The 24,130-nt window shown below is 69.0% G+C and carries 21 protein-coding genes; 9 read left to right on the top strand and 12 right to left on the bottom strand.

The genetic code is table 11. The features are described 5' to 3' along the window. Positions 1-9: 9 nt before the first annotated feature. A complete protein-coding gene (locus tag ACIG5A_RS40750; protein WP_397250404.1) occupies positions 10-501 on the top strand; it encodes a ubiquinol-cytochrome c reductase iron-sulfur subunit in 492 nt (163 codons plus the stop codon). On the opposite strand, the gene ACIG5A_RS40745 is transcribed toward ACIG5A_RS40750, so the two are convergent. After that, positions 498-968, bottom strand: coding sequence for a VOC family protein (locus tag ACIG5A_RS40745; protein ID WP_397250402.1), 471 nt, complete (start codon positions 966-968; stop codon positions 498-500). The genes ACIG5A_RS40750 and ACIG5A_RS40745 overlap by 4 nt on opposite strands. Before the next feature lie 96 nt (positions 969-1,064). Beyond that, the gene (locus ACIG5A_RS40740) at positions 1,065-1,955 is read right to left on the bottom strand and encodes a hypothetical protein (protein WP_397250966.1); all 891 of its coding nucleotides are present in this window, start codon (positions 1,953-1,955) and stop codon (positions 1,065-1,067) included. A 142-nt stretch (positions 1,956-2,097) separates the two neighbouring features. Here ACIG5A_RS40740 and lspA point away from each other — a divergent pair, with 142 nt between their 5' ends. The 3 genes from lspA to ACIG5A_RS40725 all read left to right on the top strand — a co-directional run bounded on the left by lspA (position 2,098) and on the right by ACIG5A_RS40725 (position 4,364). Continuing rightward, positions 2,098-2,700, top strand: a complete 603-nt coding sequence (gene lspA, locus ACIG5A_RS40735; RefSeq protein ID WP_397250963.1) for a signal peptidase II — start codon at positions 2,098-2,100, stop codon at positions 2,698-2,700. A gap of 73 nt (positions 2,701-2,773) precedes the next feature. Continuing rightward, a complete protein-coding gene (locus ACIG5A_RS40730) occupies positions 2,774-3,700 on the top strand; it encodes an RluA family pseudouridine synthase (protein WP_397250400.1) in 927 nt (308 codons plus the stop codon). Then, entirely contained in the window at positions 3,693-4,364 is a 672-nt protein-coding gene (locus tag ACIG5A_RS40725) for a hypothetical protein (RefSeq protein WP_397250398.1), read from the top strand. The genes ACIG5A_RS40730 and ACIG5A_RS40725 overlap by 8 nt, the downstream gene beginning before the upstream one ends. Positions 4,365-4,621: 257 nt before the next feature. Here ACIG5A_RS40725 and ACIG5A_RS40720 read toward each other — a convergent pair whose 3' ends face one another. Next, a complete protein-coding gene (locus ACIG5A_RS40720; protein ID WP_397250396.1) occupies positions 4,622-5,278 on the bottom strand; it encodes a response regulator in 657 nt (218 codons plus the stop codon). Continuing rightward, positions 5,275-6,495 carry a sensor histidine kinase gene (locus ACIG5A_RS40715; RefSeq protein ID WP_397250394.1) on the bottom strand — a complete coding sequence of 407 codons (1,221 nt, stop codon included), beginning with the start codon at positions 6,493-6,495 and terminating at the stop codon, positions 5,275-5,277. Before ACIG5A_RS40715 ends, ACIG5A_RS40720 begins: the two co-directional genes overlap by 4 nt. 134 nt (positions 6,496-6,629) lie before the next feature. Between ACIG5A_RS40715 and ACIG5A_RS40710 the strand changes: the two genes are divergently transcribed. Continuing rightward, positions 6,630-8,702, top strand: a complete 2,073-nt coding sequence (locus ACIG5A_RS40710; protein ID WP_397250392.1) for an MMPL family transporter — start codon at positions 6,630-6,632, stop codon at positions 8,700-8,702. Positions 8,703-8,741: 39 nt separating this feature from the next. Here ACIG5A_RS40710 and ACIG5A_RS40705 read toward each other — a convergent pair whose 3' ends face one another. Together ACIG5A_RS40705 and ACIG5A_RS40700 are read right to left on the bottom strand one after the other, a co-directional pair. Next, positions 8,742-9,563 (bottom strand): PhzF family phenazine biosynthesis protein, encoded by an 822-nt coding sequence (locus ACIG5A_RS40705; RefSeq protein ID WP_397250390.1) that lies wholly within the window; start codon positions 9,561-9,563, stop codon positions 8,742-8,744. A gap of 102 nt (positions 9,564-9,665) precedes the next feature. Further along, positions 9,666-12,089 carry an HAD-IC family P-type ATPase gene (locus ACIG5A_RS40700; protein WP_397250388.1) on the bottom strand — a complete coding sequence of 808 codons (2,424 nt, stop codon included), beginning with the start codon at positions 12,087-12,089 and terminating at the stop codon, positions 9,666-9,668. Between the two features lie 294 nt (positions 12,090-12,383). Between ACIG5A_RS40700 and ACIG5A_RS40695 the strand changes: the two genes are divergently transcribed. Next, on the top strand, positions 12,384-13,313 hold the full coding sequence (locus ACIG5A_RS40695; RefSeq protein ID WP_397250386.1) for an ADP-ribosylglycohydrolase family protein: 930 nt from the start codon (positions 12,384-12,386) through the stop codon (positions 13,311-13,313). 163 nt (positions 13,314-13,476) lie between these two features. On the opposite strand, the gene ACIG5A_RS40690 is transcribed toward ACIG5A_RS40695, so the two are convergent. Further along, positions 13,477-14,439, bottom strand: a complete 963-nt coding sequence (locus ACIG5A_RS40690) for a GlxA family transcriptional regulator (protein WP_397250384.1) — start codon at positions 14,437-14,439, stop codon at positions 13,477-13,479. A 72-nt stretch (positions 14,440-14,511) separates the two neighbouring features. Here ACIG5A_RS40690 and ACIG5A_RS40685 point away from each other — a divergent pair, with 72 nt between their 5' ends. Beyond that, on the top strand, positions 14,512-15,030 hold the full coding sequence (locus ACIG5A_RS40685; protein ID WP_397250382.1) for a PaaI family thioesterase: 519 nt from the start codon (positions 14,512-14,514) through the stop codon (positions 15,028-15,030). 94 nt (positions 15,031-15,124) lie between these two features. On the opposite strand, the gene ACIG5A_RS40680 is transcribed toward ACIG5A_RS40685, so the two are convergent. The 3 genes from ACIG5A_RS40680 to ACIG5A_RS40670 all read right to left on the bottom strand — a co-directional run bounded on the left by ACIG5A_RS40680 (position 15,125) and on the right by ACIG5A_RS40670 (position 20,541). Then, complete coding sequence (locus ACIG5A_RS40680; protein ID WP_397250380.1) at positions 15,125-18,391, bottom strand: arabinosyltransferase domain-containing protein; 3,267 nt, start codon at positions 18,389-18,391, stop codon at positions 15,125-15,127. Positions 18,392-18,615: 224 nt separating this feature from the next. Beyond that, positions 18,616-19,113 carry a hypothetical protein gene (locus ACIG5A_RS40675; RefSeq protein ID WP_397250378.1) on the bottom strand — a complete coding sequence of 166 codons (498 nt, stop codon included), beginning with the start codon at positions 19,111-19,113 and terminating at the stop codon, positions 18,616-18,618. Between the two features lie 96 nt (positions 19,114-19,209). Continuing rightward, on the bottom strand, positions 19,210-20,541 hold the full coding sequence (locus ACIG5A_RS40670) for a DNA polymerase IV (RefSeq protein ID WP_397250961.1): 1,332 nt from the start codon (positions 20,539-20,541) through the stop codon (positions 19,210-19,212). 349 nt (positions 20,542-20,890) lie between these two features. Here ACIG5A_RS40670 and ACIG5A_RS40665 point away from each other — a divergent pair, with 349 nt between their 5' ends. Together ACIG5A_RS40665 and ACIG5A_RS40660 are read left to right on the top strand one after the other, a co-directional pair. Beyond that, the gene (locus ACIG5A_RS40665; protein ID WP_397250376.1) at positions 20,891-21,220 is read left to right on the top strand and encodes a hypothetical protein; all 330 of its coding nucleotides are present in this window, start codon (positions 20,891-20,893) and stop codon (positions 21,218-21,220) included. A 62-nt stretch (positions 21,221-21,282) separates the two neighbouring features. Continuing rightward, complete coding sequence (locus ACIG5A_RS40660) at positions 21,283-22,167, top strand: UTP--glucose-1-phosphate uridylyltransferase (protein WP_397250374.1); 885 nt, start codon at positions 21,283-21,285, stop codon at positions 22,165-22,167. Position 22,168: 1 nt separating this feature from the next. Here the strand turns inward: ACIG5A_RS40660 and ACIG5A_RS40655 are convergent, their stop codons facing one another. Together ACIG5A_RS40655 and ACIG5A_RS40650 are read right to left on the bottom strand one after the other, a co-directional pair. Next, positions 22,169-23,104 (bottom strand): SMP-30/gluconolactonase/LRE family protein, encoded by a 936-nt coding sequence (locus tag ACIG5A_RS40655; RefSeq protein ID WP_397250372.1) that lies wholly within the window; start codon positions 23,102-23,104, stop codon positions 22,169-22,171. Between the two features lie 73 nt (positions 23,105-23,177). Further along, entirely contained in the window at positions 23,178-23,708 is a 531-nt protein-coding gene (locus tag ACIG5A_RS40650; RefSeq protein WP_397250370.1) for an NlpC/P60 family protein, read from the bottom strand. Positions 23,709-24,130 lie beyond the last annotated feature (422 nt).

The raw sequence follows: 24,130 nt of genomic DNA, 5'->3' as shown, positions 1-24,130 counted from the left end.
GATCGGCACATGACCAACGAGGACCCGGTGCTCAGCCGCCGGTCGGTGATGGCGGGCGCGGGTGTGGTGGCCGCGGCCGCCACACTGTCCGCCTGCACCACCTACGGCAAGAACGAAAGTCCCGCACCGCCGCCCAACCCGGCACCACCGCCCAACCCGGCACCGGCGACCACCGCCCAGCCCGGCGCGAACCCGTCCGCGCAACCGCCAGCACCGCCCGCGGCGAACGCCATCGCCAAGACCGCCGACATCCCTGTCGGCGGTGGCGTGATCGCGGGCGACACCGTGGTGACCCAGCCGACCGCGGGCACCTTCGTCGGCCTGTCCGCGACCTGCACGCACGCGGGCTGCAAGGTGGCCACCGTGTCCGGCGGCACCATCAACTGCAACTGCCACGGCAGCAAGTACGGACTCGACGGCTCGGTCGTCAACGGCCCGGCGCCCAAGCCGCTCGCCTCGAAAAAGGTGCGCGTCGAAGGGGATTCGATCGTGCCGGGTTAACCCTGGCTGCCGAACAGCTCTTTCATCCGCTTGTCCATCTCGTCCGGCGAGACATCCTCGATGTGCGTGGCCACCGTCCAGCGGTGCCCCCACGGATCCTCGAACGCTCCGGTGCGGTCGCCGTAGAACTGGTCGGCGATCGGGGTGATCTCCCTGGCGCCCGCACCGATCGCGGCCGCGAAAGCGCCGTCGACGTCATCGACATAGACCATCAGGTTGACGGGTGTGCCGCCGACCGTCTTCGGGTCGAGGAATTCCATATCCGGGGCCGGATCACCGAGCATGATCACCGAATCGCCGAACATCAGCTCGCAATGCGCGATCTTTCCGTCCGGACCCGGAATGCGCATCCGCTCGGACGCGCCGAATACGTGCTTGTAGAAATCGATCGCGGCAGCGGCGCCGTCGATCGCCAATCCGGGTGAGACGACCGGATATCCGTCGGGAATGGGTTTGACATCGGACATGGGAAAACCTCCCAGCAAGGCGATGGATCGGAACTCCCCGAGCCTATTCCCGGGCACCGACAAAAACGCCCCTATCGCCGGAATGATCTCGGCGGCTCACTCGGTCCAGGTGACCTTGGTATCCAGGGTCTGCTGCAGCACCACCGCGCTGCGCGGGTCACGGTAGGACTGATGCCCGCCGACCGTGATCGATCCGGCCACCGGCAACGGCAGCCCGAGATCGACGGTGATGACACCGGTGCCGGTCATGCCGTAATCCTGGATCTCCAGCTTGCCCGCGTTGTTCGGCAGGTTCCACACCGGCGATTTCGGGCGCTGGGTCACGTTCAGCGCGATGGTCAGCCGGTTGCCGTCGCGCTTGGTCAGCGTCGCGGTGGTCACCTGGTCGAGCGTGACGCCGCCGGTCACCTCCTGTCGCACCGTCCACACCGCGCCCTCGCCGACCGGCTCGTCCGGAAACGCGATCGACTGATAGACCGCTTGATAGAAGGCCTGTTCCAGCGCGGCCCGCGCGGCGTTGGAGGTATCGGGCGACGGCGCGAGCCGCAGCGCGGTGATCGCGCCGAGCTCGCTCATGTCGAAACCGGCGCGTGAGCCGCCCGCGGCGGTCAGCGCCTTGTTCAGCAACGGATCCGGCGTCGTGACGGTGCCGAGCGTGCAGTCGACACCGTCGGCGCCGGTCTTGGCCGTCATCGGGATGGTCAGCGACGGCGTCGAGAAGTCGCGCACCGGCTGATCGTTGATCTGCTGGGCGATCCGGTGATCGGTGCGCAGCGTCACCTGCTGCACCGTGCCCACCGGGTAGTCGGGGCGCAGCAATTCGCGCGGCTCGTCACCGGGATGGACGACGGTGGCCACCGCCATCGCGATCGGCACGGTCACCTCTTTGCCGATCCCCAGCGGCTCGGTGCTGTCGCTCGCCGTGCGTGTTCGGGTGTCATCGCTGCAGGCAACGCCGAAGGTGGACAACCCGACCGCGAGCACCATCAGCAACACGCCCGACGCCGCGATTCGGGGAACGTGGGGGGAAGACAACACCGTCACGAGTCACAGAGTACGACCGGATCCTGAGTGTCTCCTGGGACATGCGGGACACCGACGCACCGGGCTCCGCATAGCTCGAGAGATGATGGTCGTCGTGAGTGATGACCGGCCGCCCGAGGAGACCACCGCCGACACTGCCGAGGAGGCGGTGCGGCCGCCACGGCGGTTGCGCACCCTGCTGATCATCGCGGGTGTGCTGCTCGGCCTCGACCTGCTCACCAAGACCCTCATCGTGGCGAATGTGACGCCGGGTCATCCGGTGTCGATCATCGGCGACGTGGTGCAGCTGCGCCTGGTGCGCAACCCCGGCGCCGCGTTCTCGATGGCCACCGGAATGACCTGGCTGCTGACCCTGATCGCGACCGCGGTGGTGATCGGCGTGATCCGCATCGCACGCAAACTGCACTCGCTGTGGTGGGCCGTCGGGCTCGGCATGGTGCTCGGCGGCGCGCTCGGCAACCTGATCGATCGGTTCTTCCGTTCGCCCGGTCCGTTGCAGGGGCATGTGGTCGACTTCGTCTCGGTCGGCTGGTGGCCGGTGTTCAACGTGGCCGACTCGTCGATCGTGTGCGGCGCGATCCTGCTCGTCGCGCTGACCGTCTTCGGTTTCGAACCCGACGGCAGCCGCACCAAGCACGACAGCACCGAGACCGCGGTGAAGCCGACGGGTGAGGAGAACGCGGCGTGAGTGAGCGAAGCGAACGAACCATGTCACAGCGGGCTTCGCTCATGCCGGAACCGGGCGCCAGCGAGGTGGAGGCGTGAGGGAGACCAGGACCATGCCCGTTCCCGACGGGCTCGACGGGATGCGGGTCGACGCCGGACTGTCCCGGCTGCTCGGACTTTCGCGCACCGCGGTCGCCGCGCTCACCGCGGACGGCTCGGTGCAGCTCGACGGGGTCGCCGCGGGCAAATCGGATCGGCTCGTCGCGGGCGCCTGGCTCGAGGTCGAATTCCCGGAACCCAAGCGGGAACTCACCATCGAGGCGGCACCGGTCGAGGGCATGAAGATCCTCTACGCCGACGACGATATCGTCGCGGTGGACAAGCCGGTCGGCGTCGCCGCGCACACCGGTGTCGGCTGGACCGGGCCGACCGTGGTCGGCGGGCTGGCCGCCGCCGGCTACCGCATCTCCACCTCCGGCGCGCACGAGCGCCAGGGCATCGTGCACCGATTGGACGTCGGCACCTCCGGTGTGATGGTGGTCGCCCAGTCCGAGCACGCGTACACGGTGCTCAAGCGCGCGTTCAAACAGCGCACCATCGATAAGCGGTATCACGCACTGGTGCAGGGACATCCGGATCCGAGCAGCGGCACCATCGACGCGCCGATCGGCCGGGCGCGCGGCAACGACTGGAAGTTCGCGGTGACCGCGGACGGCCGTCCGAGCATCACCCACTACGACACGGTGGAGGCGTTCCAGGCCGCGAGCCTGCTCGACATCCACCTGGAAACCGGCCGCACCCACCAGATCCGGGTGCACTTCTCCGCGATCAGGCACCCATGCTGCGGTGACCTCACCTATGGCGCCGACCCGCGCCTGGCCGAACGGCTCGGGCTGCAACGCCAATGGCTGCACGCCCGTTCGCTCGGCTTCAACCATCCGGCCGACGGCCGGTACCTCGAGATCACCAGCGATTATCCGGACGACCTGAAGAACGCGCTGGACGTCCTGCGCAATGCCTGACCGGCGGGACCTGCCGTGGCGCGGCATCGCGTACAGCGTCGCCGCGGCAGGTCTCGTGGTCTTCATCGTGCTGCTCGGTGTGCTGATACCGCCACGCCAGATCGGGGTTTCCACCGACCGGCTCGGCCCGGAACAGGGCGAACAGGTCACGAATTATCTTGCCCGCGCCCACGATACGCTGAACCAATCCGATGACGCCGAGCACTGGGCGCTGGTCTCCTTCACCGAATACCTGACACCCCAGCAGATCCCGGCCCACAGCGGTGGCCTGCGCATCGCCAGGGTGATCCACCACGTGCCGATCGACCGCGTACAAACCCCGGTACTCGCCATCCCCGTGCCGCCGGGCGACGAGGTCGCCGTCGCCTCAGCGAACGCGGCGGCGAGCGCACTCTCGGTGGGCAACACCGGAAATGAACGCACCGATCGCGTGCACGCCGTCTCCGCGGCCCGCCTCCGCGCCGGATGCGCCTGCACCGCGGCCCTTCTCGTCCGCGGCCCCCTACCCCAACTTCGAGCACTCGCCACCCAGCCCGGCATCCGCGCCGTCGAAGCACTACCCCCCGACGCGGAATCCGGCCGCTTCGCCCTCGTCCCCCTCCTCCCCGAACAAACCAGCGCCATCCTCCCACCCCCAGACGACGGCCCAGTCCCCAACCCCTGACCGCCGAGCGCAGTCGAATGGCCCCTCTTCACGGCGTGTCACGGGGCCATTCGACTGCGCTCGACGAAAACCCAGCCCACGCAGGTGGCCTCGGCCGCCGACGTTGCGGGATCGGCTCACTCACCTGGCTTCGGTGGAGCGCACCGCATTTCAGCCATCCCCTGACTGAGGTTCAGCGGGCGGACGCACGCGAGCGCAGTCGAATGGCCCCTGTTCACGGCGTGTCATAGGGCCATTCGACTGCGCTCGGCGGATGGTCAGCAGGAGGGGGTGATGAGGCCTGCTTCGTAGGCGGCTATCACTAGTTGGACTCGGTCGCGGACCAGGAGTTTCGCGAGGATTCGGCTTACGTGGGTTTTTACGGTGAGGGGGCTGAGGACCAGTTTCTCGGCTATTTCGGCGTTGGTGAGGCCGCGGGCTATGAGGATGAGTACGTCGGTTTCGCGGTCGGTGAGGCCGTGCAGGTCCGGTCGCGGGGCGGGGTCGGGGACGGCGCGGACGCGGGCGATGACGGCGGCGGTGGCGCTCGGGGAGAGCAGGGCGTCGCCTGCGGCCACGGTGCGGATGGCGTCGAGCAGTACGGCGGGTTTGGTGTCCTTGATGAGGAATCCGCTTGCGCCCGCGCGTAATGCGGCGAGGACGTTGTCGTCGGTGTCGTAGGTGGTGAGCACGAGGACCCGCACGCCGGCGAGGTTTTCGTCGGCGGCGATGAGGGCGGTGGCGGCGATACCGTCCAGGTCCGGCATGCGGATGTCCATTACCACCACGTCGGCCCGCTCGGTGCGCGCCATCGCGACCGCCGCGCGTCCGGTCGCCGCCTGGCCGACCACCTCCATGCCGGGATCCGAAGCGATCAGCAGCGCGAACGCCTCGCGAACCAGCGACTGATCATCAGCGATGAGCACCCGAATCATGAGGCGGCCCAGGCGGGTTCGCTAGGCATCGCAGCGGTGTGCGTGGTGTCCGGGGCGCGGGACTCCGCCGGTATCTGACGGGCGATGGGAAGTTCGGCCATGACCACGAACCCGGACGAATGGCCCGCCACCACCACGGTGCCGCCGATCGCCTCGGCACGCTCGCACATCCCGCGAATACCGAATCCGGTGGCAGGCCACTCGGTTTCGCGCGCCGCCGCGCGGCGACCACTGTCGGTGACGTGGATAGTCAGCCGATCCGGCCCGTAGTCGAGCCGGACCTCGGCCCGGGTGGCGGCGGCGTGCTTCGCCACGTTGGTCAGTGCCTCCTGGACGATGCGGTAGCCGATCATTTCGACCGTCGCCGCCAGTGGGCGTACCGCCCCGGTGATCGCGAATTCGACCGTCACACCGGCCGCTTCGACAGGACCGGCCAGTGCGGGGAGTTGAGCGAGGGTGGGTTGGGGGGCAAGGGATTCCGGGGAGGGGGCGCGCAGGACGCCCACCGTGGCGGCGAGTTCGGTACGCGCGTCGGCGCAGGCGTCGGCGATGGTGTCGAGTGCGGCGGCGACCACGGCGGGGTCGGCTCGGCCGGTGTGCACGAGGTGAGCAGCGACGCCCGCTTGGACCTGGATGACGGTGATGGTGTGGGCGAGTAGATCATGCAGGTCGCGGGCGATGCGCAGGCGCTCCTCGGTGACCTGTCTGCGCGCTTCCTCGTCACGGGCCTGCTCGGCGCGCTCGGCGCGCTCGACGGTGGTCGCGAGCAGCGCGCTCTGCAGCCGCATCGCTTCACCGGCCACGCAGGCCACCAGCACCCAGCCCGCGGAGCCGATGGAGTCGACGAGGGTGTTGTCGTTGGGCGCGGAGTAGATCCAGATCCCGACCACCACGATGACCGCGACGATCACCACCACCAGCGTCGTCCGCGCCCTGCTGCCGTAGCGCGCCACCGTGAGCAGCGCGAACATGGTGGCCGGGATCAGCGCCTCGTGCGGGTAGTCGTAGAAGTGGTAGACCAGCGACACCGCGGTGTGCGCGACGAGACCGAGCAGCGCCGCGTTGCGATACCACAGCAGCGGCACGATGGCCGCGGTCATGAGCAGCACCCCACCCACGTCCAGCGGATGCCCCTCCGGCACCAGCTGCGCCCAGCCGATCCCGAGCAGCAGCAGCCCGGCGATCAGCGCGCCGTCGATTCGCCATCGCCTGTCCATTCCAGCCATTGTCCGCGTGCCGGGCGGTCGCGGGTACTCCGCGCGGAGTATCCGCAAGTGCCGACCAGGGGCGGACGTATCGGCGGCCCGATCTCGGAACCCTGCAAGGGAACCCGTAATCGAGGAGATATGTGATGGGACCGAGAACGACCGCGTCCGCCGTCATCGCCGGATGGCTCGTCGCGCTGGCGGTGCTGCTGCCGCTGGCGGGCAAGCTCGGCGATGTGAAGACCGATCGGCTGATCGACTACCTGCCCGCGTCGGCACAGTCCACCGAAGCGGCGCAGCTGGAACAGAAATTGCCCGGCGGCAATTCGAACCTGTTCGTGGTGGCCTACTCTCGCGCGACCGGCCTGACCGAGCAGGACAGATCCACTGCCGCACAGCAGTTTTCGATGCTGAGCGCGCGATACGCCCCCGATGCGCCGATGGACGCGCAGCCGATGGCCGCTCGCGACGGCACCGCGCTGCTGTATCAGCTCGTCGTCGACGAATCCCACGGCAAGGCAACCGAATACATCAAGGACCTGCGCGCGGCACTCACCGACCGCCCCGACGGCTTACGGGTGCAGGTCACCGGACCTGCCGCGCTGCAGGCCGATTTCGAGGGCACCTTCGACGGCGTCGACGGCAGGCTGCTGCTGGTGACGGTGCTCGTGGTCGCGGTGCTGCTGTTGCTCATCTACCGCAGCCCGCTGCTGTGGCTGGTGCCGCTGATCTCGGTGGCAGTGGCGAACGTCGCGTCGATGGCGCTGGTGTACGGGCTGGTGCGGTGGTTCGACATCGTGGTGAGCGACCAGAGCGCCGCGGTGCTCACCATTCTGGTCTTCGGTGTCGGCACCGATTACGCGCTGCTGCTCGTCGCCAGGTATCGCGAAGAGCTGCACCGTTATCCGTCGCCGAGCGCCGCGATGATCGCCGCGCTGCGCCGGGCCGCGCCCGCGATCATCGCCTCGGCCGCCACGGTGACCGCAGGCCTGCTGTGCCTGCTTGTCGCCGATATGAACAGCACCGCGGGCATGGGCCCGGTGGGCGCGGCGGGCATCGTCTGCACGCTGGTGGTGATGCTGACGTTCTTCCCCGCATTCCTGGTGCTGTGCGGACGCTGGGTGTTCTGGCCGCGAATCCCGCACGCGGACAACGTCGTCGCCGAGCAGCGGGTGGGTCTGTGGGATCGCGTCGGTACGGTCATCGCCCGGCGCCCCGTACTCGCGGCCGCCGCGACCACCGCCGTGCTGGCGCTGCTCACGCTCGGTCTGCTCGCCGACACCGACAATTTGGCCCAGGTCGACCGCTTCGTCAGCAAACCGGAATCGGTGGCAGGCCAGGAACTCGTCGCCGAACGATTCCCGGAGCGGGGCGGGCTGCCGCTGACGGTGATGGCGCGCACCGAAACCCGTGACGCCGCACTGCGCGCGATCCAGGCCGATCCGGGCATCGGCTACGCGGAGGCGGGCCGTACCGGTCAGGGGTACGCGGAAATCATCGCGATTCCCCGCGACCGCCCGGATTCGGCGGCCGAGTACGCCACCATCGATCGGCTGCGCGAGATCCTGCCGAAGGTCGCGCCCGGCGCGCTGGTCGGCGGCGCGAGCGCGTCGAATCTCGATACCGACACCGCATCGGGCCACGACAACAAACTGGTGCTGCCGCTGGTACTGCTCATCGTGACGCTGATCCTCGGGCTGCTGCTGCGCTCGGTGGTCGCGCCGATCGGGCTGGTGCTCACCGTGGTGCTGTCGTTCGGCTCCGCGCTCGGCGCGAGCGTGTTCCTCTACCAATACGCCTTCGGTTTCCAGGGATTGGAGCCGTCGCTGATCGTGATGACCTTCCTGTTCCTGGTCGCGCTCGGCGTCGACTACAACATCTTCCTGATGAGCCGGGCCAGGGAGGAATCGCTGCACTCCGGCACCAGGACCGGCATCCTGCGCAGCCTCGCGGTGACCGGCGGCGTGATCACCTCGGCCGGTGTGGTGCTGGCCGCCACCTTCGCGGTGCTCACCACGCTGCCGCTGGTCGCCATGGTGCAGGTCGGCTTCACAGTGGCCTTCGGCGTGCTGCTCGACACGCTGCTGGTGCGGTCGGTACTCGTCCCCGCGCTCACGCTGATCGCGGGTGATCGCACCTGGTGGCCGTCGAAGGTGCCCGCCGCCGCACACGATGACCGGCCGCAGGTCGAGCGCGAGCCCGAACCGGCACGGATCTGACGCGGAGAAGGCCCCGAATTCGTTCGGGGCCTTCTCGTTTCACAGGTCGGGTAGCGTCACGACACCGTCGAGATAGCGACGGCACCGCCCGAACAGCAGCACCCGATCACCGGCCAGCTCACCGCGCAGCGTGCCGCCGCGCGCGGAAAGCTGCCTGGCGGTGAGGGTGTCGCGGCCGAGTTCGCGGCTCCACAGCGGAATCAGCTGGGCGTGCGCCGATCCGGTGATCGGATCCTCGATCACGCCGAGATCGGGACCGAAGACGCGCGAGACGATATCGGCGCTCTCCCCGCGCGCGGTGATCACCGCGTCGAACGCGATGGGCGGGAAGGCCGCGAAATTCGGCTTGGCGTCGCGCACCTCCTGCTCGGAGCCGAGCACGATCACTTCGTCGAAGCCGGTGAACGCGCGCAGCGGCCGCACGCCGAGCGCCTCGACCAGCGCGGGATCCGGTGTGATCTCGGTGGATTCGAGCGCGGGCAGATCGAGCACGTATTCGTCGTCGTCGGTGCGGTCGACGTGCAGCCAGCCGCTGCGGGTGAAGAAGCTGACCCGATCCGCGCCGGGGTGCACATCCTCGAGTATCTGCGCGGCCGTGGCCATGGTGGCGTGGCCGCACATGTTCACCTCGACCGTCGGGGTGAACCAGCGCAGGTGGAAGGCGGGCCGATCACCGGGGGGCGTACCGGCCTCCGCCGGTAACTGCGCGGTGTAGAAGGCAGTTTCGGCGAGGTTGTTCTCCTCGGCCAGGTGTTGCAGCAGGTGGTCGGGCAACCACGACGGCAGCGGCATCACCGCGGCCGGGTTGCCGGAGAACGGAGCGTCGACGAACGCGTCGATCTGGTGCAGCAGAACCTCCATATTCGGAGAAGGTACTCCAACCCCGAATCAGCGCTTCGCACAAGGCATCTCGCGGCGCGCCAGGTCGGGCGTCCAGTTGACCCGGCGCCGCGGACGCGCTGTTCAGGCCCCTGCGCCGCCGGGCGAAGCCGGGAACAACTTGTGCTTTTCGCCCTGCATCGCCGCGCTCACCCACCAGGCCGCCTCGACGAGCACGATGCCCACCGCGCCGCAGACGAACGCCGCGGTGGTGAGCCCGACATCGGACGGATCGAGCTTGAAGAAGTGCCGGGTGAACGGGATGGTGAACAACAGCACATACGCGGCGACGGACGCGCCGATCAGCACGACCTTCCACCACACGTACGGCCGCGCGACGATCGCGAGCACCCACACCGCGATCATGATGAGGGTGATCAGCGCGGTGGTGCCCGCCTGCTCCTTCTGCTGTGCGGTGGCGTCCGGTCCCGCGTAGGCGATCAGGTACGCGACGAAGGTGGCGACGCCGATGACCACACCGGAGGGAATCGCCAAACGCATGACGCGCGCGACGAATCCGCTGCGGGCGCGCTCGTTGTTCGGGGCGAGCGAGAGGATGAAGGCGGGGATGCCGATGGTGAACCAGGCCGCGATCGTGACGTGGCGCGGCAGGAACGGGTAGCCGATCGGGTCGTAGCCGAAGATCTGCGAACCGACGCCCGCGATACCGACCAGGAAGGCGAGCAGCACCGAGTAGACGGTCTTGGTGAGGAACAGGTTGGAGACCCGCTCGATATTGCCGATCACCCGCCTGCCCTCCCCCACCACATACGGCAGGGTGGCGAACTTGTTGTCCAGCAGCACGATCTGCGCGACCGCGCGGGTGGCAGGGCTGCCCGCGCCCATCGCCACGCCGATATCGGAATCCTTCAGCGCGAGTACATCGTTCACGCCGTCACCGGTCATCGCGACGGTGTGGCCGCGAGATTGCAAGGCGGCGACCATGGCTCGCTTCTGATCGGGGCGGACCCGGCCGAAGGTGGTCTTGCGCTCCAGCACGTCGGCGAGTTCGTCCTGATCGTCCGGTAATTCCCGGGCGTCGACCGCGTTGTCGCCGCCGGGCAGGTCGAGCGAGGAGGCGACCGCGCCCACCGAGACCGCGTTGTCGCCCGAGATCACCTTGATCGCAACATTCTGACCGGCAAAGTATTCGAGAGTTTCCCTGGCGTCGGGGCGCACCTTCTGCTCCAGCACCACCAGCGCCGCCGGGTCGACATGGCCGGGTGCGTCGGGTGCGTCCACCGGGCGGTCGCTGCGTGCGAGAAGCAGGATGCGCAGGCCCGAGGAACCCAATTCCTCGGCGACCCTTGCGTCTTCGGACTGCGGGTCGAGCAGCACGTCCGGCGCGCCGAGCAGCCAGTTGCCGTGCTCGCCGTAGGAACTGCCGCTCCACTTCTTCGCCGAGGAGAACGGCGCGATCGCGCTCTGCCGCCAGCCCGGCGTCTCGTCGAGGCCCTCGGCGATGGCCTGCACGCTGGCGTTCGGGCGCGGATCGTCGGCGGCCATGGCGGCCAGCGCGTTTCGCACCTCGGTATCGTCGAAACCGGTCAGCGTCTTGATATCCGACAGGCGCATGCCGTTCTCGGTGAGCGTGCCGGTCTTATCGGCGCACACCACATCCACCCTGGCCAGGCCCTCGATCGCGGGCAGCTCCTGCACCAGGCATTTGCGCCTGCCGAGGCGAACCACGCCGACCGCGAAGGCCACCGAGGTCATCAGCACCAGGCCCTCCGGCACCATCGGCACCAGCGCGGCCACCATGCCGGTCACCGCGGGCCGCCAGCTCTCCTTACTGGAGAACAGCTGGTTGTAGATGCTCAGCAGGCCCGCCGGGATCAGCAGGTAGGTGATCACCTTCAGGATGGTGTCGATACCGCTGCGCAGCTCCGACTTCACCAGCGTGAACTTGCTCGCCTCCTCGGCCAGCTTCGCCGCGTACGCGTCCTTGCCGACCTTCGTCGCGCGATAGCAGCCGCTGCCCGACACCACGTAGCTGCCCGACATCACCGCGGCGCCGACCTGCTTATCGATCGGATCGGCCTCACCGGTGAGCAGTGATTCGTCGATCTCCAGCAGCGCGGACTCCTCGACGGTGCCGTCCACCACGATCTGATCGCCGGGCCCGAGCTCGATGAGATCGTCGAGCACCACCTCGCGCGGCGCCACCTCCACCGAGGCGCCGTCGCGGCGCACCGTCGGCTTCGCCTGGCTGACGATGGCCAGCTGATCCAGCGTGCGCTTGGCCCGCACCTCCTGGATGATGCCGACCGCGCTGTTGGCCACGATCAGCAGGCCGAACATCCCATCGATGATCGAGCCGGTGGACAGCACCAGGATGAACAGCACGCCGAGGATGGCGTTGATCCTGGTGAAGACGTTCGCGCGGACGATATCGCGCACCGAGCGGCTGGCCCGATCCGGCACATCGTTGGTGAGCCCGTCGCGGCGGCGTTGCTCGACCTCGGCCGTCGTCAGTCCGGTTGCGCCCTTGGCGAGGGTTGTCGACATGACCGCCAGCCTAATGAGAAAGGCGGGCGTTCTGGTGCAGCGCAGCGGCCCGGCCCGTGGTGTGGCGTGCGCCGGGTAGTTGGCGAGTCGCACAGCGACGTGCCGGGCGACACGCCACAACGGACCGGTAGCGGTGTGCGAGATTCCGAGGTGCGGGCGGTAAACCGTTGCAGTGGCGAAGGATTCGTGAGGGCGGGCTAGGTTGAGGTACCGCCGGTTGTGGATACCGACAGGGTGGAATGCCACCGGATTTCGGTACATTGACCGCGATCACCGCAGGACTGGAGGGGTTGGATGGCCTTGGACGACGCACGACTGGACCGGGCGGCCGGTGTGCTGCTCGGCACCGCGGCGGGCGATGCGCTCGGCGCGGGCTACGAATTCAGCTATCCCGCACCGGATGTGACGATCGACATGATCGGCGGCGGGCCGTTCCAGTGGGCGCCGGGCGAATGGACCGATGACACCTCCATGGCGCTGGCCATCGCGCTGGCCGCGGACAAGGGGCCGGGCATCAACCTCGATGATGTCGCGGCCGGATTCGTGCAGTGGTGGGATTCGGATCCGCCGGACGTCGGCAACCAGACCAGGCGGGTGCTCTCGGCACGGCCGAAATCGGCCAGGGAGATGCAACTGCAGGCCATGTCGCTGGAGGGGCTCACCGGCGGCAACGGATCGCTGATGCGCACCGCTCCGGTGGCACTCGCCTATCTCGCCGATGCCGACGAATGCGTCCGCATGGCAGGGGCCATCGGCGCGCTCACCCACCACGATCGCCAGGCCATCGAGGCGTGCAAGATCTGGAGCTACGCCATCCAGCACGCGGTACTGCACGGCACCTTCGACGGCGTCCGCCGATACGTCGCCGCCTCCGACAGCGCCGCCTACTGGACTCCCCTGCTCGACCAAGCGGAATCCGGTGCGCCACGCGACTTCTCGAAGAACGGCTGGGTCGTCCACGCACTGCAAACGGCATGGTGGGCGATCACCAATACCGACCAGTCCGGCCCCGAGCACCTCCCGCGAGCACTGGAACTGTGCGTCCGCGCGGGCGGCGACACCGACACCACCGCCGCCATCGCCGGCGGCCTGCTCGGCGCCCGCTGGGGCGGCCACGCCGTCCCGAAACACTGGCGCGACCTACTCCACGGCTACCCCGGCCTCAACGGCGACGACCTCGTCGCCCTCGCCCTCCGCATCGCCACCGACAACCCCGCGCCGTAAACCCCGCGCACGGACTCCCGGGTCGAATCGTGCGCGGCGCGAAGACCGGTGCGCTGCGGCGAGCTCGGCCGCCGGATACGCCACGCGCGGATTCCGGTGCGGCGCACCGAGTACACCGCCACGCACAAATCTCGCGACCAGTCGGTGCGCGGCGGCGGGCGGGTCAGCCGTGGTGGCGCAGGACGCGGGAGCTGGTGCCGAAGCGGTCGCGGAGCAGCGCTTGGAGGGCGCCCGGGTTTTCGTAGCCGACGCTCTTGGCGATCGCGGCGAGCGAGAGGTCGGTGGTGCGGAGCAGGTGGGTGGCCTGTTCGACGCGCAGGTTCTGGACGAGGCGGATGGGGGTGCAGCCGAGGGTGCGGACCACGGTGCGTTGCAGGGTGCGTTCGCTGACGCCGAGGTCGTGGGCGGCGGTGGCGATGGCGAGCGGGTGGCTCAGGCGGGAGCGAACCCACTGTTCGAAGGCCGAGACGAGCGGGTCGTGGCGGGTGAGGGCGCTGGGAATGGTGTAGGACGCCTGGGAAGCTCGGTCGTCGATCACCAGATAGCTGCGGACCAGGTCGGCCAGCGCCGGACTCCGCATGCCGACGATGGCGAGCGCGAGATCGAGGTGGCTGAACGCCGCGCCCGCGGTGGTGACGCCGTCGGCGGTGGTGACCATGCGGGTCTCGTCGACGGTGACGCGGGGGTAGTGCTCGCGGAAGACCGGGGAGAGCCACCAGCTCGTGGTGGCCTGCAACCCGTCGAGCACGCCGGACTCGGCGAGTAGGAACGTCCCGGTACACGAGGACGCGAGCGGGGTCCGTCTGGCCCTGGTCTCGGCGAGTAGTTCGCGGATGGGGCGATGCCGCTCGGAGGCGACGAGATCGAGCAGCGCCGCGGGCTGTCGCTCGGCCAGCGCGGGCAGTACCACCAGATCGGCTGTCGCGGCGACGCTCAGCGGCTCCGCGTCGATCCGGTGCCCGAGACCGGTGCGTACCGATTCCTGCACACCTACCGTGTGCACCTCGAAACCTGTTGGCGGACTGTCCATCTGACCACGCAGAGCGTTGGCCGACTGCAATACGTCGAGTACCGCGGAGACGCCTGAGTCGAAGACGCCCTCGGCAGCGAGCACAGCGATCTTCATGTCGGGAACGGTAGCAAAGGTGTCGGATCCGACCCTTTCCGGACACCCGTTTCGCCCCCTACCGTCGATGACATGACAACGACGCGCACCCTGCGCACCCGCACGCACAGCTGGCAACCCCGCCCCGAGACCATGCCGGACCTGAGCGGCATGACCGGCCGGGAGATCCTGCAGGGCGCGCTCGACGGCATCTTCCCCAGCGCGTCGATCATGAGCACCCTCGGCTTCCGCCTCACCGAGATCGGCGACGGCACCGCGACCTTCGAGGGCGACCCCGGCGACCACCTGCTCAACCCCATGGGCACCGTCCACGGCGGCTTCATGGCCACCCTGCTCGACTCCGCCCTCGGCTCGGCCGTCATGACCGAACTCCCCGCGGGAAGCTCGTACACCACCGTCCAACTAGGCATCCACCTACTACGCCCCGTCCTCGCCGACACCCCACACCTACGCTGCGTCGGCACCACCATCCACGTAGGCCACACCACGGCCACCGCCGAAGCCCGCCTCACCGGCACCGAAGACAACAAGCTCTACGCCCACGCCACCACCACCTGCGCCATCCTCAGACTGCGTCCAGAAAGCCGCTGAGGCAACCGGATCCGCCAGCCTCGTGGCGCCACCGCCGCCGGTGCGCTCCTGCGCTTGCGGGAGTGTCGTAGTCGACTTCGCGCGCGAAGACCGGCTAGTAGGCGACGTTGATCGGGCCCGGGTTCCAGAAGCCGGAGCGGTCGGTGGGGGTTACCGACAGCTGGGCCGGGGTTGTCGTCGGGTCCATGCGGCTGAACTGCTGGAGCTCACCCCAGTCACGGCGCCAGTCGTGGTTCAGATAGGTGGCGAGGGTCTTGGAGCGCAGGAGCAGGCCGGTCCAACCGAGGGGGCCGCCGTTGTCGTGGCCGAGCCAGAGGCTGGTCATCTGCGCGCCGCCGCGGTCGGGCAGGATGCGGTAGGCGGGGATCTCCACGGCGACGCCGTCACGGTGATCGAATGGGCGCTGGCACGGGAACTGCAGTCCGACAAGCCAATCCGGCAGCGTCGGCACATCCGAACCGACCACCTGCTGCAACGTCTTCGTCTGCGGGACACGCGGCGGGGTCAGCGCGACCCACTGCTTCGGGTTGCGGTCGCGGTCGGTGGCGACGATGCGGATGACATCCGCCTCGTTCGGGATCTCGGTGAACGGCACCCGCAGGTTGCGCCACGACGGCGCGGGACCGATATCGATCGGGGTCACCTTGCCGAGCGGCCGCGCCGTGGTCGCGGAATCGGTGGCGCCGTACTCGATTTCGACCGGCTGACCGGGCTTCTCGACACCGTCGCGATCGAACGATCTGATCCGTCCCGCCGCGCTCACCGCGACGATACCGTCGCGCTTGCCGACCTCGGGCAGCCGGTACCAGCCGGTCGTCAGCTCGGCGGGCCCGAGATCGCCGGAGCGGTAGCTGCCGAGCATCGGTGTCGTCGCCGGATCCAGTCCGAAAGGCAGTGCCGCGGTGCGGGTTCCCGCCTTGTCGTCGGAGGCGGCCTTACCGCTGAACGCGTCCGCGATACTGGCGGACTGGCTCTCCTCGGTATCGGGGCGCAGATCGTCGGCGACACCGGCTGGGCTGAATCCCGTTGCGGCGGCGGCGAACGTACTCGCCGCATCACCGTCGAGGGGCCGCAGCATGCCCGCGTTCGGATCGGACTCGACCAGCACCTGATCGGCCAGCCCGCACGACTTACCGAGCACCGCATTGATATTCGAGCTCGCCAGCGAGAACGCCGGATACTGCGCGACCGAGGACTTCGCGAACGAGGCCACATCGAACAGCACCAGCGCCACCAGCGCGATGGTCAGCGGCGGCAGCGCCGACACCCGCCAGCCCACCCGCGAAATCCGGTGCGGTGTCCCCGGTTCCGGCGCGCGCACCTGCCACCAGGCGGCGACGACCAGCAGCAGGATGGTCAGCACGAGGAACAGTTTGTTCACCCCGATGCCCGCCAGCACCGGCGGCTTGTCGCCCCACGGGATGGCCCAGTTGGAGACGTACCACCAGCCGTTGGTGCCCGAGAACACCAGCGCGAGCATGAATGTCACCACCGCGGCGAACAGCGCGCGGTTGCGCGGCGAGCGCAGCACCCGCGGCCCGACCGCGACGGCGGCCAGCATCGCGACCACGCCCGCCACGCCGGCGAAGACGCCGAGGTGATGGGTCCACTTGGTGGGGGTGGTGGCGATCAGCAGCATCGCGCCGACGGTGACGCCGAGGATCCGCCGGGACGGTCCCGGCGCGGTGAACGGAATCCGGCCACCCTTGCGCAGCAGGACGAAGACGCAGACGAAGATGCCCAGGATCATCGCGAAGATGCCGATGCGCCTGCCGACCGATCCGTCGATCTCCGGCTGGAAAAGGTACTGGTAGCGCACGTATTCGTTGAACCACTCGACATTGGGGCCCAAAGCCTCGTGCACCCTGCGCATTTCGAACACGGCGGCGAGCGGCTGGTCGGAGAAGGCCACCGCGAGGACCATGGTGCCCGCGGCGAGCAGCGGCGCGACGAACGGCAGTGCGGCGATGATCCGCGCGCGCACCGAACCCGCGTCACGCACCCGGGAGAGCACGATCCGGCTCAGCGGCCGAATCCCGGCCACCAGCGCGGCAATACAGATGAGCCCGGACGGTCCGGCGGTATTGGCGAACGCCGCGGCGAGAATGGCGACGGCGGCGGGCAGCAGCCGCCTGGTCGCGATGGCACGCTCCATCGAGCACCAGCTGAGCAGCAGCGCGCCCGCCACCCACGGCTCGGGGCGCAGGCCGTTGTTGTAGGCCAGCCACACCGCGAGGAAGCCGAACGCACCGGTCCACATGGCAACCCTGTTGTGCCGCACCGCCGTTCCGAGCCGTGGCGCCACCTCACGGCTGAGCAGCAGCCAGATCAGCACGCCGACGAGCAGCGCGGGCAACCGCACCCACGGGCTCGCCGTCGTCACGCCCTCCATCACCCGGATCAGGTCATAGGGCAGGCCGACCGGCGTCTCCGGCACATTGAAGTAGCCGAAGTAGTTCGCCATATATCCGGCGACACCCGACGCCCTGGCCATATTGAACTGGTAGCCGTCGTCGGAGGTGGCCGAGCCGATGAAGTACCAGACCACCAGCGTGCCGAGCACCACCGCGTCGAGCAGCGAGAACGTCCACCACCGCGCAGGCAGGAACCGGCGCGCGCGGTGCCCGTCGAGCAGGTCGAGCCGGTGCAGCGCGAGCAGCGAGACCAGGGTGGCGAGCAGTGCGAGCACGATGGCGACGCGCTTGATCGGCGTCGGCGTGGAGGAGAAGCGCGAATCCACCTCAGCGGTGACGCGCGCGCCGTCGGCCGCGGCCAGATCGCTGAAGACACCGACCATTTGGGGCCGGTAGTCACCGTTCAACGTCAGCGGCAGGCCGGGCGCCGTGCCGCCGGACATGGTGACCGTCGCCGTGGTGAAGTCGGCGTGCACGCTGAGTTCGGAACCGGGCGTGAGCTGTTCGACCGGCACGCTCAGCAGTGCCTGATTGCGCAGCATCACGTCGAGCCGGGCGGGCGTGTCGGCGCTCGGCGCCTGCACCCGCGCGATGAATCCGTAGCGCGGCAGGTCGGGCGCGCCGTTGGGGCCGGTGGCGGCGAGCACGCCGCCCTTGACGGCGAGCTGCTCGATGGCGGCGTACGGCAGGGTCGCGTCGAAACTCAGTGGCGCGTAGCCGACCAGCGGTGCCTCGATGCTGCGGGCCGAACCCGCCTGCGGCCAGGTCAGCGTCGTCGCGTCCACCCGCACCGGAAGCAACGGCACCGCGATCGCGCACAGCGCGCCGATCAAGGCCGCGATCAGCGCGACCGGCCGAGCCCATCCCCCACCACTTCTGCTTTGTGTCGTACCGCGTTCGGATCCCTCGACGGACGACTGCCCCGCCCACACCATCGTGTCAGCCACGCCGAGGATGTTAGCGGGGACACCGATCCCGGAAATACTTGCGCGCGTGAGCGATATCACATTTCGACGCGAGAAAGGCGTGCCAGCTGGGCTTTTCACATTTCTGAGAATTGGCTGTCAACTACGGCCGAGAGGTTGCGCGAACGGCGCGCAACGACAACGGTCCGGCACCCGAGTGAACGGGTACCGGACCGTGGCAGAGCTGGATCAGGCGGAAACGCCGATCAGGCAGCGCACGCGGGCGACTGCTTGCCGAAGTTGGTCAGCATCTGGCAGGCCCACGCCTTCTGGACCTTCCACTTGCCGTTCTCGGCGACGAACGGCACGTCGGCGATGTTCTCCTGGCCGTTCAGGGTGATCTTCGCCTTGGCGTTGATGGTGTCACCGAAGGCGGTCACCTCGGTGACCTCGATCTTGGCGCCGGTCTGCTTGTATGCCTCGGCCAGGATGTTCGGCAGTTCCGGATCGGCCTGCGCGCCCTGGACCATGTCCAGCTTCTCGCCGTTGGGCACCGACGGATCGAGCGCGCGCTGCAGCTGGGTATTCAGGTCCGCCACGGAGGGGACCGGCGGCAGGTTGGTGTTGCTGGCAGCCGCCTTCTGGCTGGTCGACGTCTTGGCCGGCTTGGCGGTGTCCTTCTTGTCGTCGCTACCACATGCGGTCATGGTCAGAGCGGCGACGATGGCCAGCCCGGCGATCGCGATGCGTCCAGTCTTGTGCAACTTGCTCGTCCTTTGCGTTCGAGTAGGTACGTGTCGTAACACCGATGGCAGCGCCCCACCGAACGGCGGCGCTGCACGAGTTACACAGGCTACCCGTCAGCGGAGACTGCCGAGCGGATCCGCCCGCGACAAACTGATGTCGTCGGCAGCGAACGTACGCGCCGGACCCGGCCCTGTCGAGCTCGTCTCGAAACGGACCGTCACCACTCCGAGCCCGGCGCCCTGTACCCAGCCGTGCCCGAATTCGGGGTGTTCGACATCCATTCCGGGATACCAGACAGGCCGTGCTGCCGCCACCGGCCGTGCCGCGGCAGGCACTGGATCGCCTGCGGGCGCGCCCGAATCCCAGTGGGCGACATCACCTTCCGCGCTCTCCGGCATGGGCGCCCGATCGAGCTCGGGGAACAGCGATTCCTGGCGCACCGTGGAAAGCCCGCCGTAGCCGACGCCGACCAGCCGGACCGGCCCGAGTTCGACCGGATCGATGGCCGAGCGCTGCGCGGCGGTGGTGAGCGTGGCCAGATCCGTTGTCGCGTAGGGCAGCGTGAACGAGCGGGTCACGATGCTCATATCGGATTTCTTCAGCTTGAGCACCACGGTGCGCGCGGCGCGCCCGTCCTTGCCGAGGCGGGTATGCGCGGCGGCGGCCATCTTCTCGATCGCGACGCGCAGCTGCGGCATGGTGACGATGTCGTGCTCGTAGGTGTTCTCGGCGCTGATCTGCTTGGCCTCGGCGCGCTCGGCGACCGGCCGGTCATCGATGCCGCGCGCCAGCCGGTGCAGCGCGGTGCCCATCGCGCCGCCGAGCAGCGACGCCGCCTCCGATTCCGGCAGCGCGGCGAACGCGCCGACGGTCTCGATGCCGAGCGAGCGCAGCCGCCCCTCGGCCACCGGCCCGATCCCCCACAGCTTGCGCACCGGCAGCGCGGCGAGCATCCGCTCCTGCTCGGCGGGCGAAACCACCCGGATACCATCGGGTTTCGCGAGCCCGGAGGCGATCTTCGCCAGCTGCTTGCCCGTGCCCGCACCGACCGAGGCGACCAATCCGGTGCGCTCCAGCACCAGCGCCCTCAGCCCGGCACCGAATTCGTGCACCTGCGCCACCGACGCCCCGGCCAGTTCCGCGGGTTCACCGAAGGCCTCGTCGAACGACAGCGTCTCCAACACCGGAATGCGGCTGCGCAGCGCGTCGAACACCTGACCGCTCACCACGCCGTAGACCGCACCGCGCGGCGGCACCACCACCGCGGCGGCACCGACCAGCCTGCGCGCCTGATGCATCGGCATCGCCGAGCGCGCACCGAATACCCGCGCCTCGTAGCTGGCGCCCGCCACCACGCCGCGCCCGCCCACGCCGCCGACGAGCACCGGCCGCCCGCGCAGTGTCGGCCTGGTCATCTGCTCGACCGAGGCGAAGAACGCGTCCATATCTATGTGCAGCACCCAGCGCCGAGCGGTGCGCTCGGCATGGTCGGGCGGGTACGGCTCGGTCACCGCGGCCCGGCCTGCCGCTTCCCGCGCCGGCGCACCGCGCACGGGCACCCGATTCGCTCGCTGCGCTCACCCATGCCCGGAAATCTACGCTGCCGTACCGACAGGTCCGGTGCACCGGGAACGGCAGGCCCAGCGGCCGGTGTCGGCGATCAAATCCGCAGGTCCGCGCCCCGCCCGCGGACCGCGCGCGACGCCCGATCGAAACATGAGATACCCCAGGCGAATTCACCGCAGGGGCCGGGTACTCTTGCCCGAATCTGTTCTCTAGCGAGGGGTGTGGCGCGTGCGTAGCTCGATGGTTTCCGTAATGGCCGCCGGTGCGGTGCTGCTCGGCGGCGGTGTCGCCGCGGCGGCGCCGAACACCAACGATCTCGGCCCGTTCTGCCAGAAGATCAGCGAGGAGATCCGCGGCAGCGCCGAGGACCGCGCCATGGTGAAAGCACTGCTCGGGACGGACAATCCCACCAAACGCGACGTCAAGAAGTTTCTCGAGGCGATCATCAACAGCGAACAGGGACGCAAGGATTCGACGCCGGAACAGCGGGCGTCGGCGCTGACGATGGTCGACGAGCAGTTGCGCACCGTGCCCGCCTGCGCGGCACTGCCCAACTGACACCGGATCGGCAGCCGGGGATCGAACTCGCGGCGGCTCGGACATATGTGATGATCGGACGCATGAAGATCCGCAAGGCCGTGATTCCGGCCGCCGGTATCGGTTCCCGACTGCTCCCGCTGACCAAGGCCATTCCCAAGGAAATGCTGCCGGTCGGCGACAAGCCGGTCATCGAGCACACCGTGCGCGAGCTGGTCGCGTCAGGGATCACCGATATCACCATCGTGGTGAGCAGCGGAAAGTCGTTGATCCAGGACCACTTTCGGCCGAACCCGGCCCTGGTGGCGCAGCTGCGCGCCGACGGCAAGACCGCATACGCCGACGCTGTCGAAGAGGTCGGCGAGCTGTCGCGGCTCGGGCATATCACCTACCTCGATCAGCACGGCCCCTACGGCAACGGCACGCCGGTGCTGAACGCGGCCCGCAACCTCGGCGACGAGCCGATGCTCGTGCTGTGGCCCGACGACGTCTTCGTCGCCGAGGTGCCGCGCGCGCAGCAGCTCATCGACGCCTACGAGGCCACCGGCGCCCCCGTGCTCGCGCTGATGCCGATGGATCCGGCCGAATCGCAGCGCTACGGCGTGCCGGTGGTCGCCGACGATCAGGGCAACGGCCTGCTGCGCATCACCGGCCTGCGGGAGAAGCCCAAGCCCGAGGACGCGCCGTCGCAGTTCGCGGCGATCGGCGGCTACGTGGTGACACCGGGCATCATCGACGAGCTGAAGATCCAGACCAAGCGCTGGTACGAACACCAGACCGGCGAGGTGTACCTGACCGACGCGATCAACGCGCACGCGACGGACAACCCGGTATTCGGCCAGGTCATCCGGGGCCGCTGGTACGACACCGGCAACCCGGCCGACTACCTGGTCGCCCAGTTCGCCTCGGCGCTGGCGCATCGGCAGTACGGACCGCTGCTGCGCCAGCTCGCCGCGGATCTCGGCTGACCTACACCGCGACGATCACGATCTTGTTCTCCGGCATGGCCGGGATCAGCAAGTACTTGCCCGACTTGTCGAGGGTGAAATCGGCTGTGCCGCTCGGGGTGCCGGGCAGCTGCACCTTCGACACCTCGGTGCCGTCGGTCTGGTAGACGGTGACCGCACCCGGCACAGGGTTGTCGGAGGAAACCCAGTCGGAGACGACGAGGTTCCCGTTGGGCAGCAATGCGATCCCGTCGTACACGCCGTGCAGGGTGCCGATCCGCTTCGGGATGACGGGTGTGCGCCCGAGGTCGAGCTGGAACAGGTCACCACCCTCGAATTTCGCGCCGTTGGCGGCGACGTAGGCGATCTTGCCCGACGTGTCCACCACCACGCCGTTGGCGCCCGCCACGCCGGTGGTCAGCGTGCCGAACTTCTTGTCCTCGATGCCGAGCTTGTACACCGAGCCGCGCAACGTATCGGTGACGAGCAGGGTCTTGTCGTCGAGCACCGCGATGTCGTTGAGCAGTGTCGGGGCGTCGCCGCCGATCGGCGCCTCGAAAACCTGCCCGAGGGAATCGATGTCGTAGCCGACCACCCGGTCGATATCGGCGACGAAGATCTTGTTGTCGGCGAAGGCCATGCCCTTGGGCGCGTTCAGCGGCGGATCGCCCGCGCGCGGAATCGCTTTCGCCGCGGTCACTTTCCCGGTCCCATCCAGCCTGGACAGGAATCCGTCACCGTCCTTGGTGACCGGCTCCACCGCCGCACCGACGTTGGAGACGAAGTACCCGTCACCCACCACGAGCACGCTTTCCGGCGTCGAAAAGCCGGATAGCACACCGGGTTTCAGATCGGCCCCGGCCTTGTCGGCACCACCCTTGCCGTCGCTGCCGCAGCCCACCGCCGCCACGGCGAGCACACACGCGACGAGCCCACTTCCTAACGCACGCATTGTCATCCGAATCGCTCCCTCATCTTCGGCTGCCCCCTTGCAGGCGAAAATAGCCGATGCCGCAGGGGATTTCGCGGGTTCAGAAGCGACGGATGCTGTAGATGTCGAATTCGCCGAGCGGATGCAGGCCGACCGGCACGCCCCAGTCGTGCGCGTCGAGGATCTGCCCGAATCCGGCGTAGATGCCGACGTGCGAGGCATCGGTGTTCAGGATGACCACGTCACCGGGCGAGAGCGCGAAGAACGGGACCGCCATCCCGGCTCGCGCCTGCTGCCAGGTGGTGCGCGGAATGGCGACCCCGACCTGACGGAAGGCCCACTGCACCAGCCCGGAGCAGTCCCACGCGTTCGGGCCGACGCCACCCCACTCGTACGGTTTGCCGGTCTGGGTGGAGGCCGCGGTCAGCGCGCCGATGCCCGCGGTGCTCGGCAGCGGAATCGACCCCGACCCACTGGAGCTGCCCGACGCCGAGCCCGAACCCGCCGAGCCCGAGCCGCCGCTACCCGAGGCACTCCCGGTATCCGACCAGGCGGGCCCGGCGAGCAGCAACGTCGCGAGCAGGCTCACGACGAAGCCGAACAGAATGCGGCGCAACGGTTTTCTGGTCACGGGCCTGCCCGCCTTTCAGCAAGGACAACACGCGGTAACACTGGACAGCCGTATCAGTAGTTGACTGTCGTCACAGCAGCAACATTTTCGATTCTGCCGGGACGCCGGCGAGCCCGACAAGAGTTCAGCAAACTTCCAGCATGTGACCTTGGTCACATCACCGCCCGAGATTCAGGTGCCGCCCGAGCCAGCGGCATCGATACGGTCGGGGGGGGGGGGGGGGGGGGGGGGCCCCGCCCCCCCCCCCCCCCCCCCGCCGGGGCGCCCACCCCCCCCCCCCCCCCCCCCCCCCCCCCCCCCCCCCCCCCGCGGCCCCCCCCCCCCCCCCCCCCCCCCCCCGCCGGCCCCCCCCGCCCCCCCCCCCCCCCACCCCCCCCCCCCCCCCCCCCCCCCGCCCCCGCCCCCCCCCCCCCCCCCCCCCC

It is taken from the genome of Nocardia sp. NPDC052566 (genome assembly GCF_044547285.1).
GTDB lineage: Bacteria > Actinomycetota > Actinomycetes > Mycobacteriales > Mycobacteriaceae > Nocardia.
The sequence above is the reverse complement of the archived record's forward strand: the minus strand, read 5'-3'. Positions and strand labels throughout refer to the sequence as shown.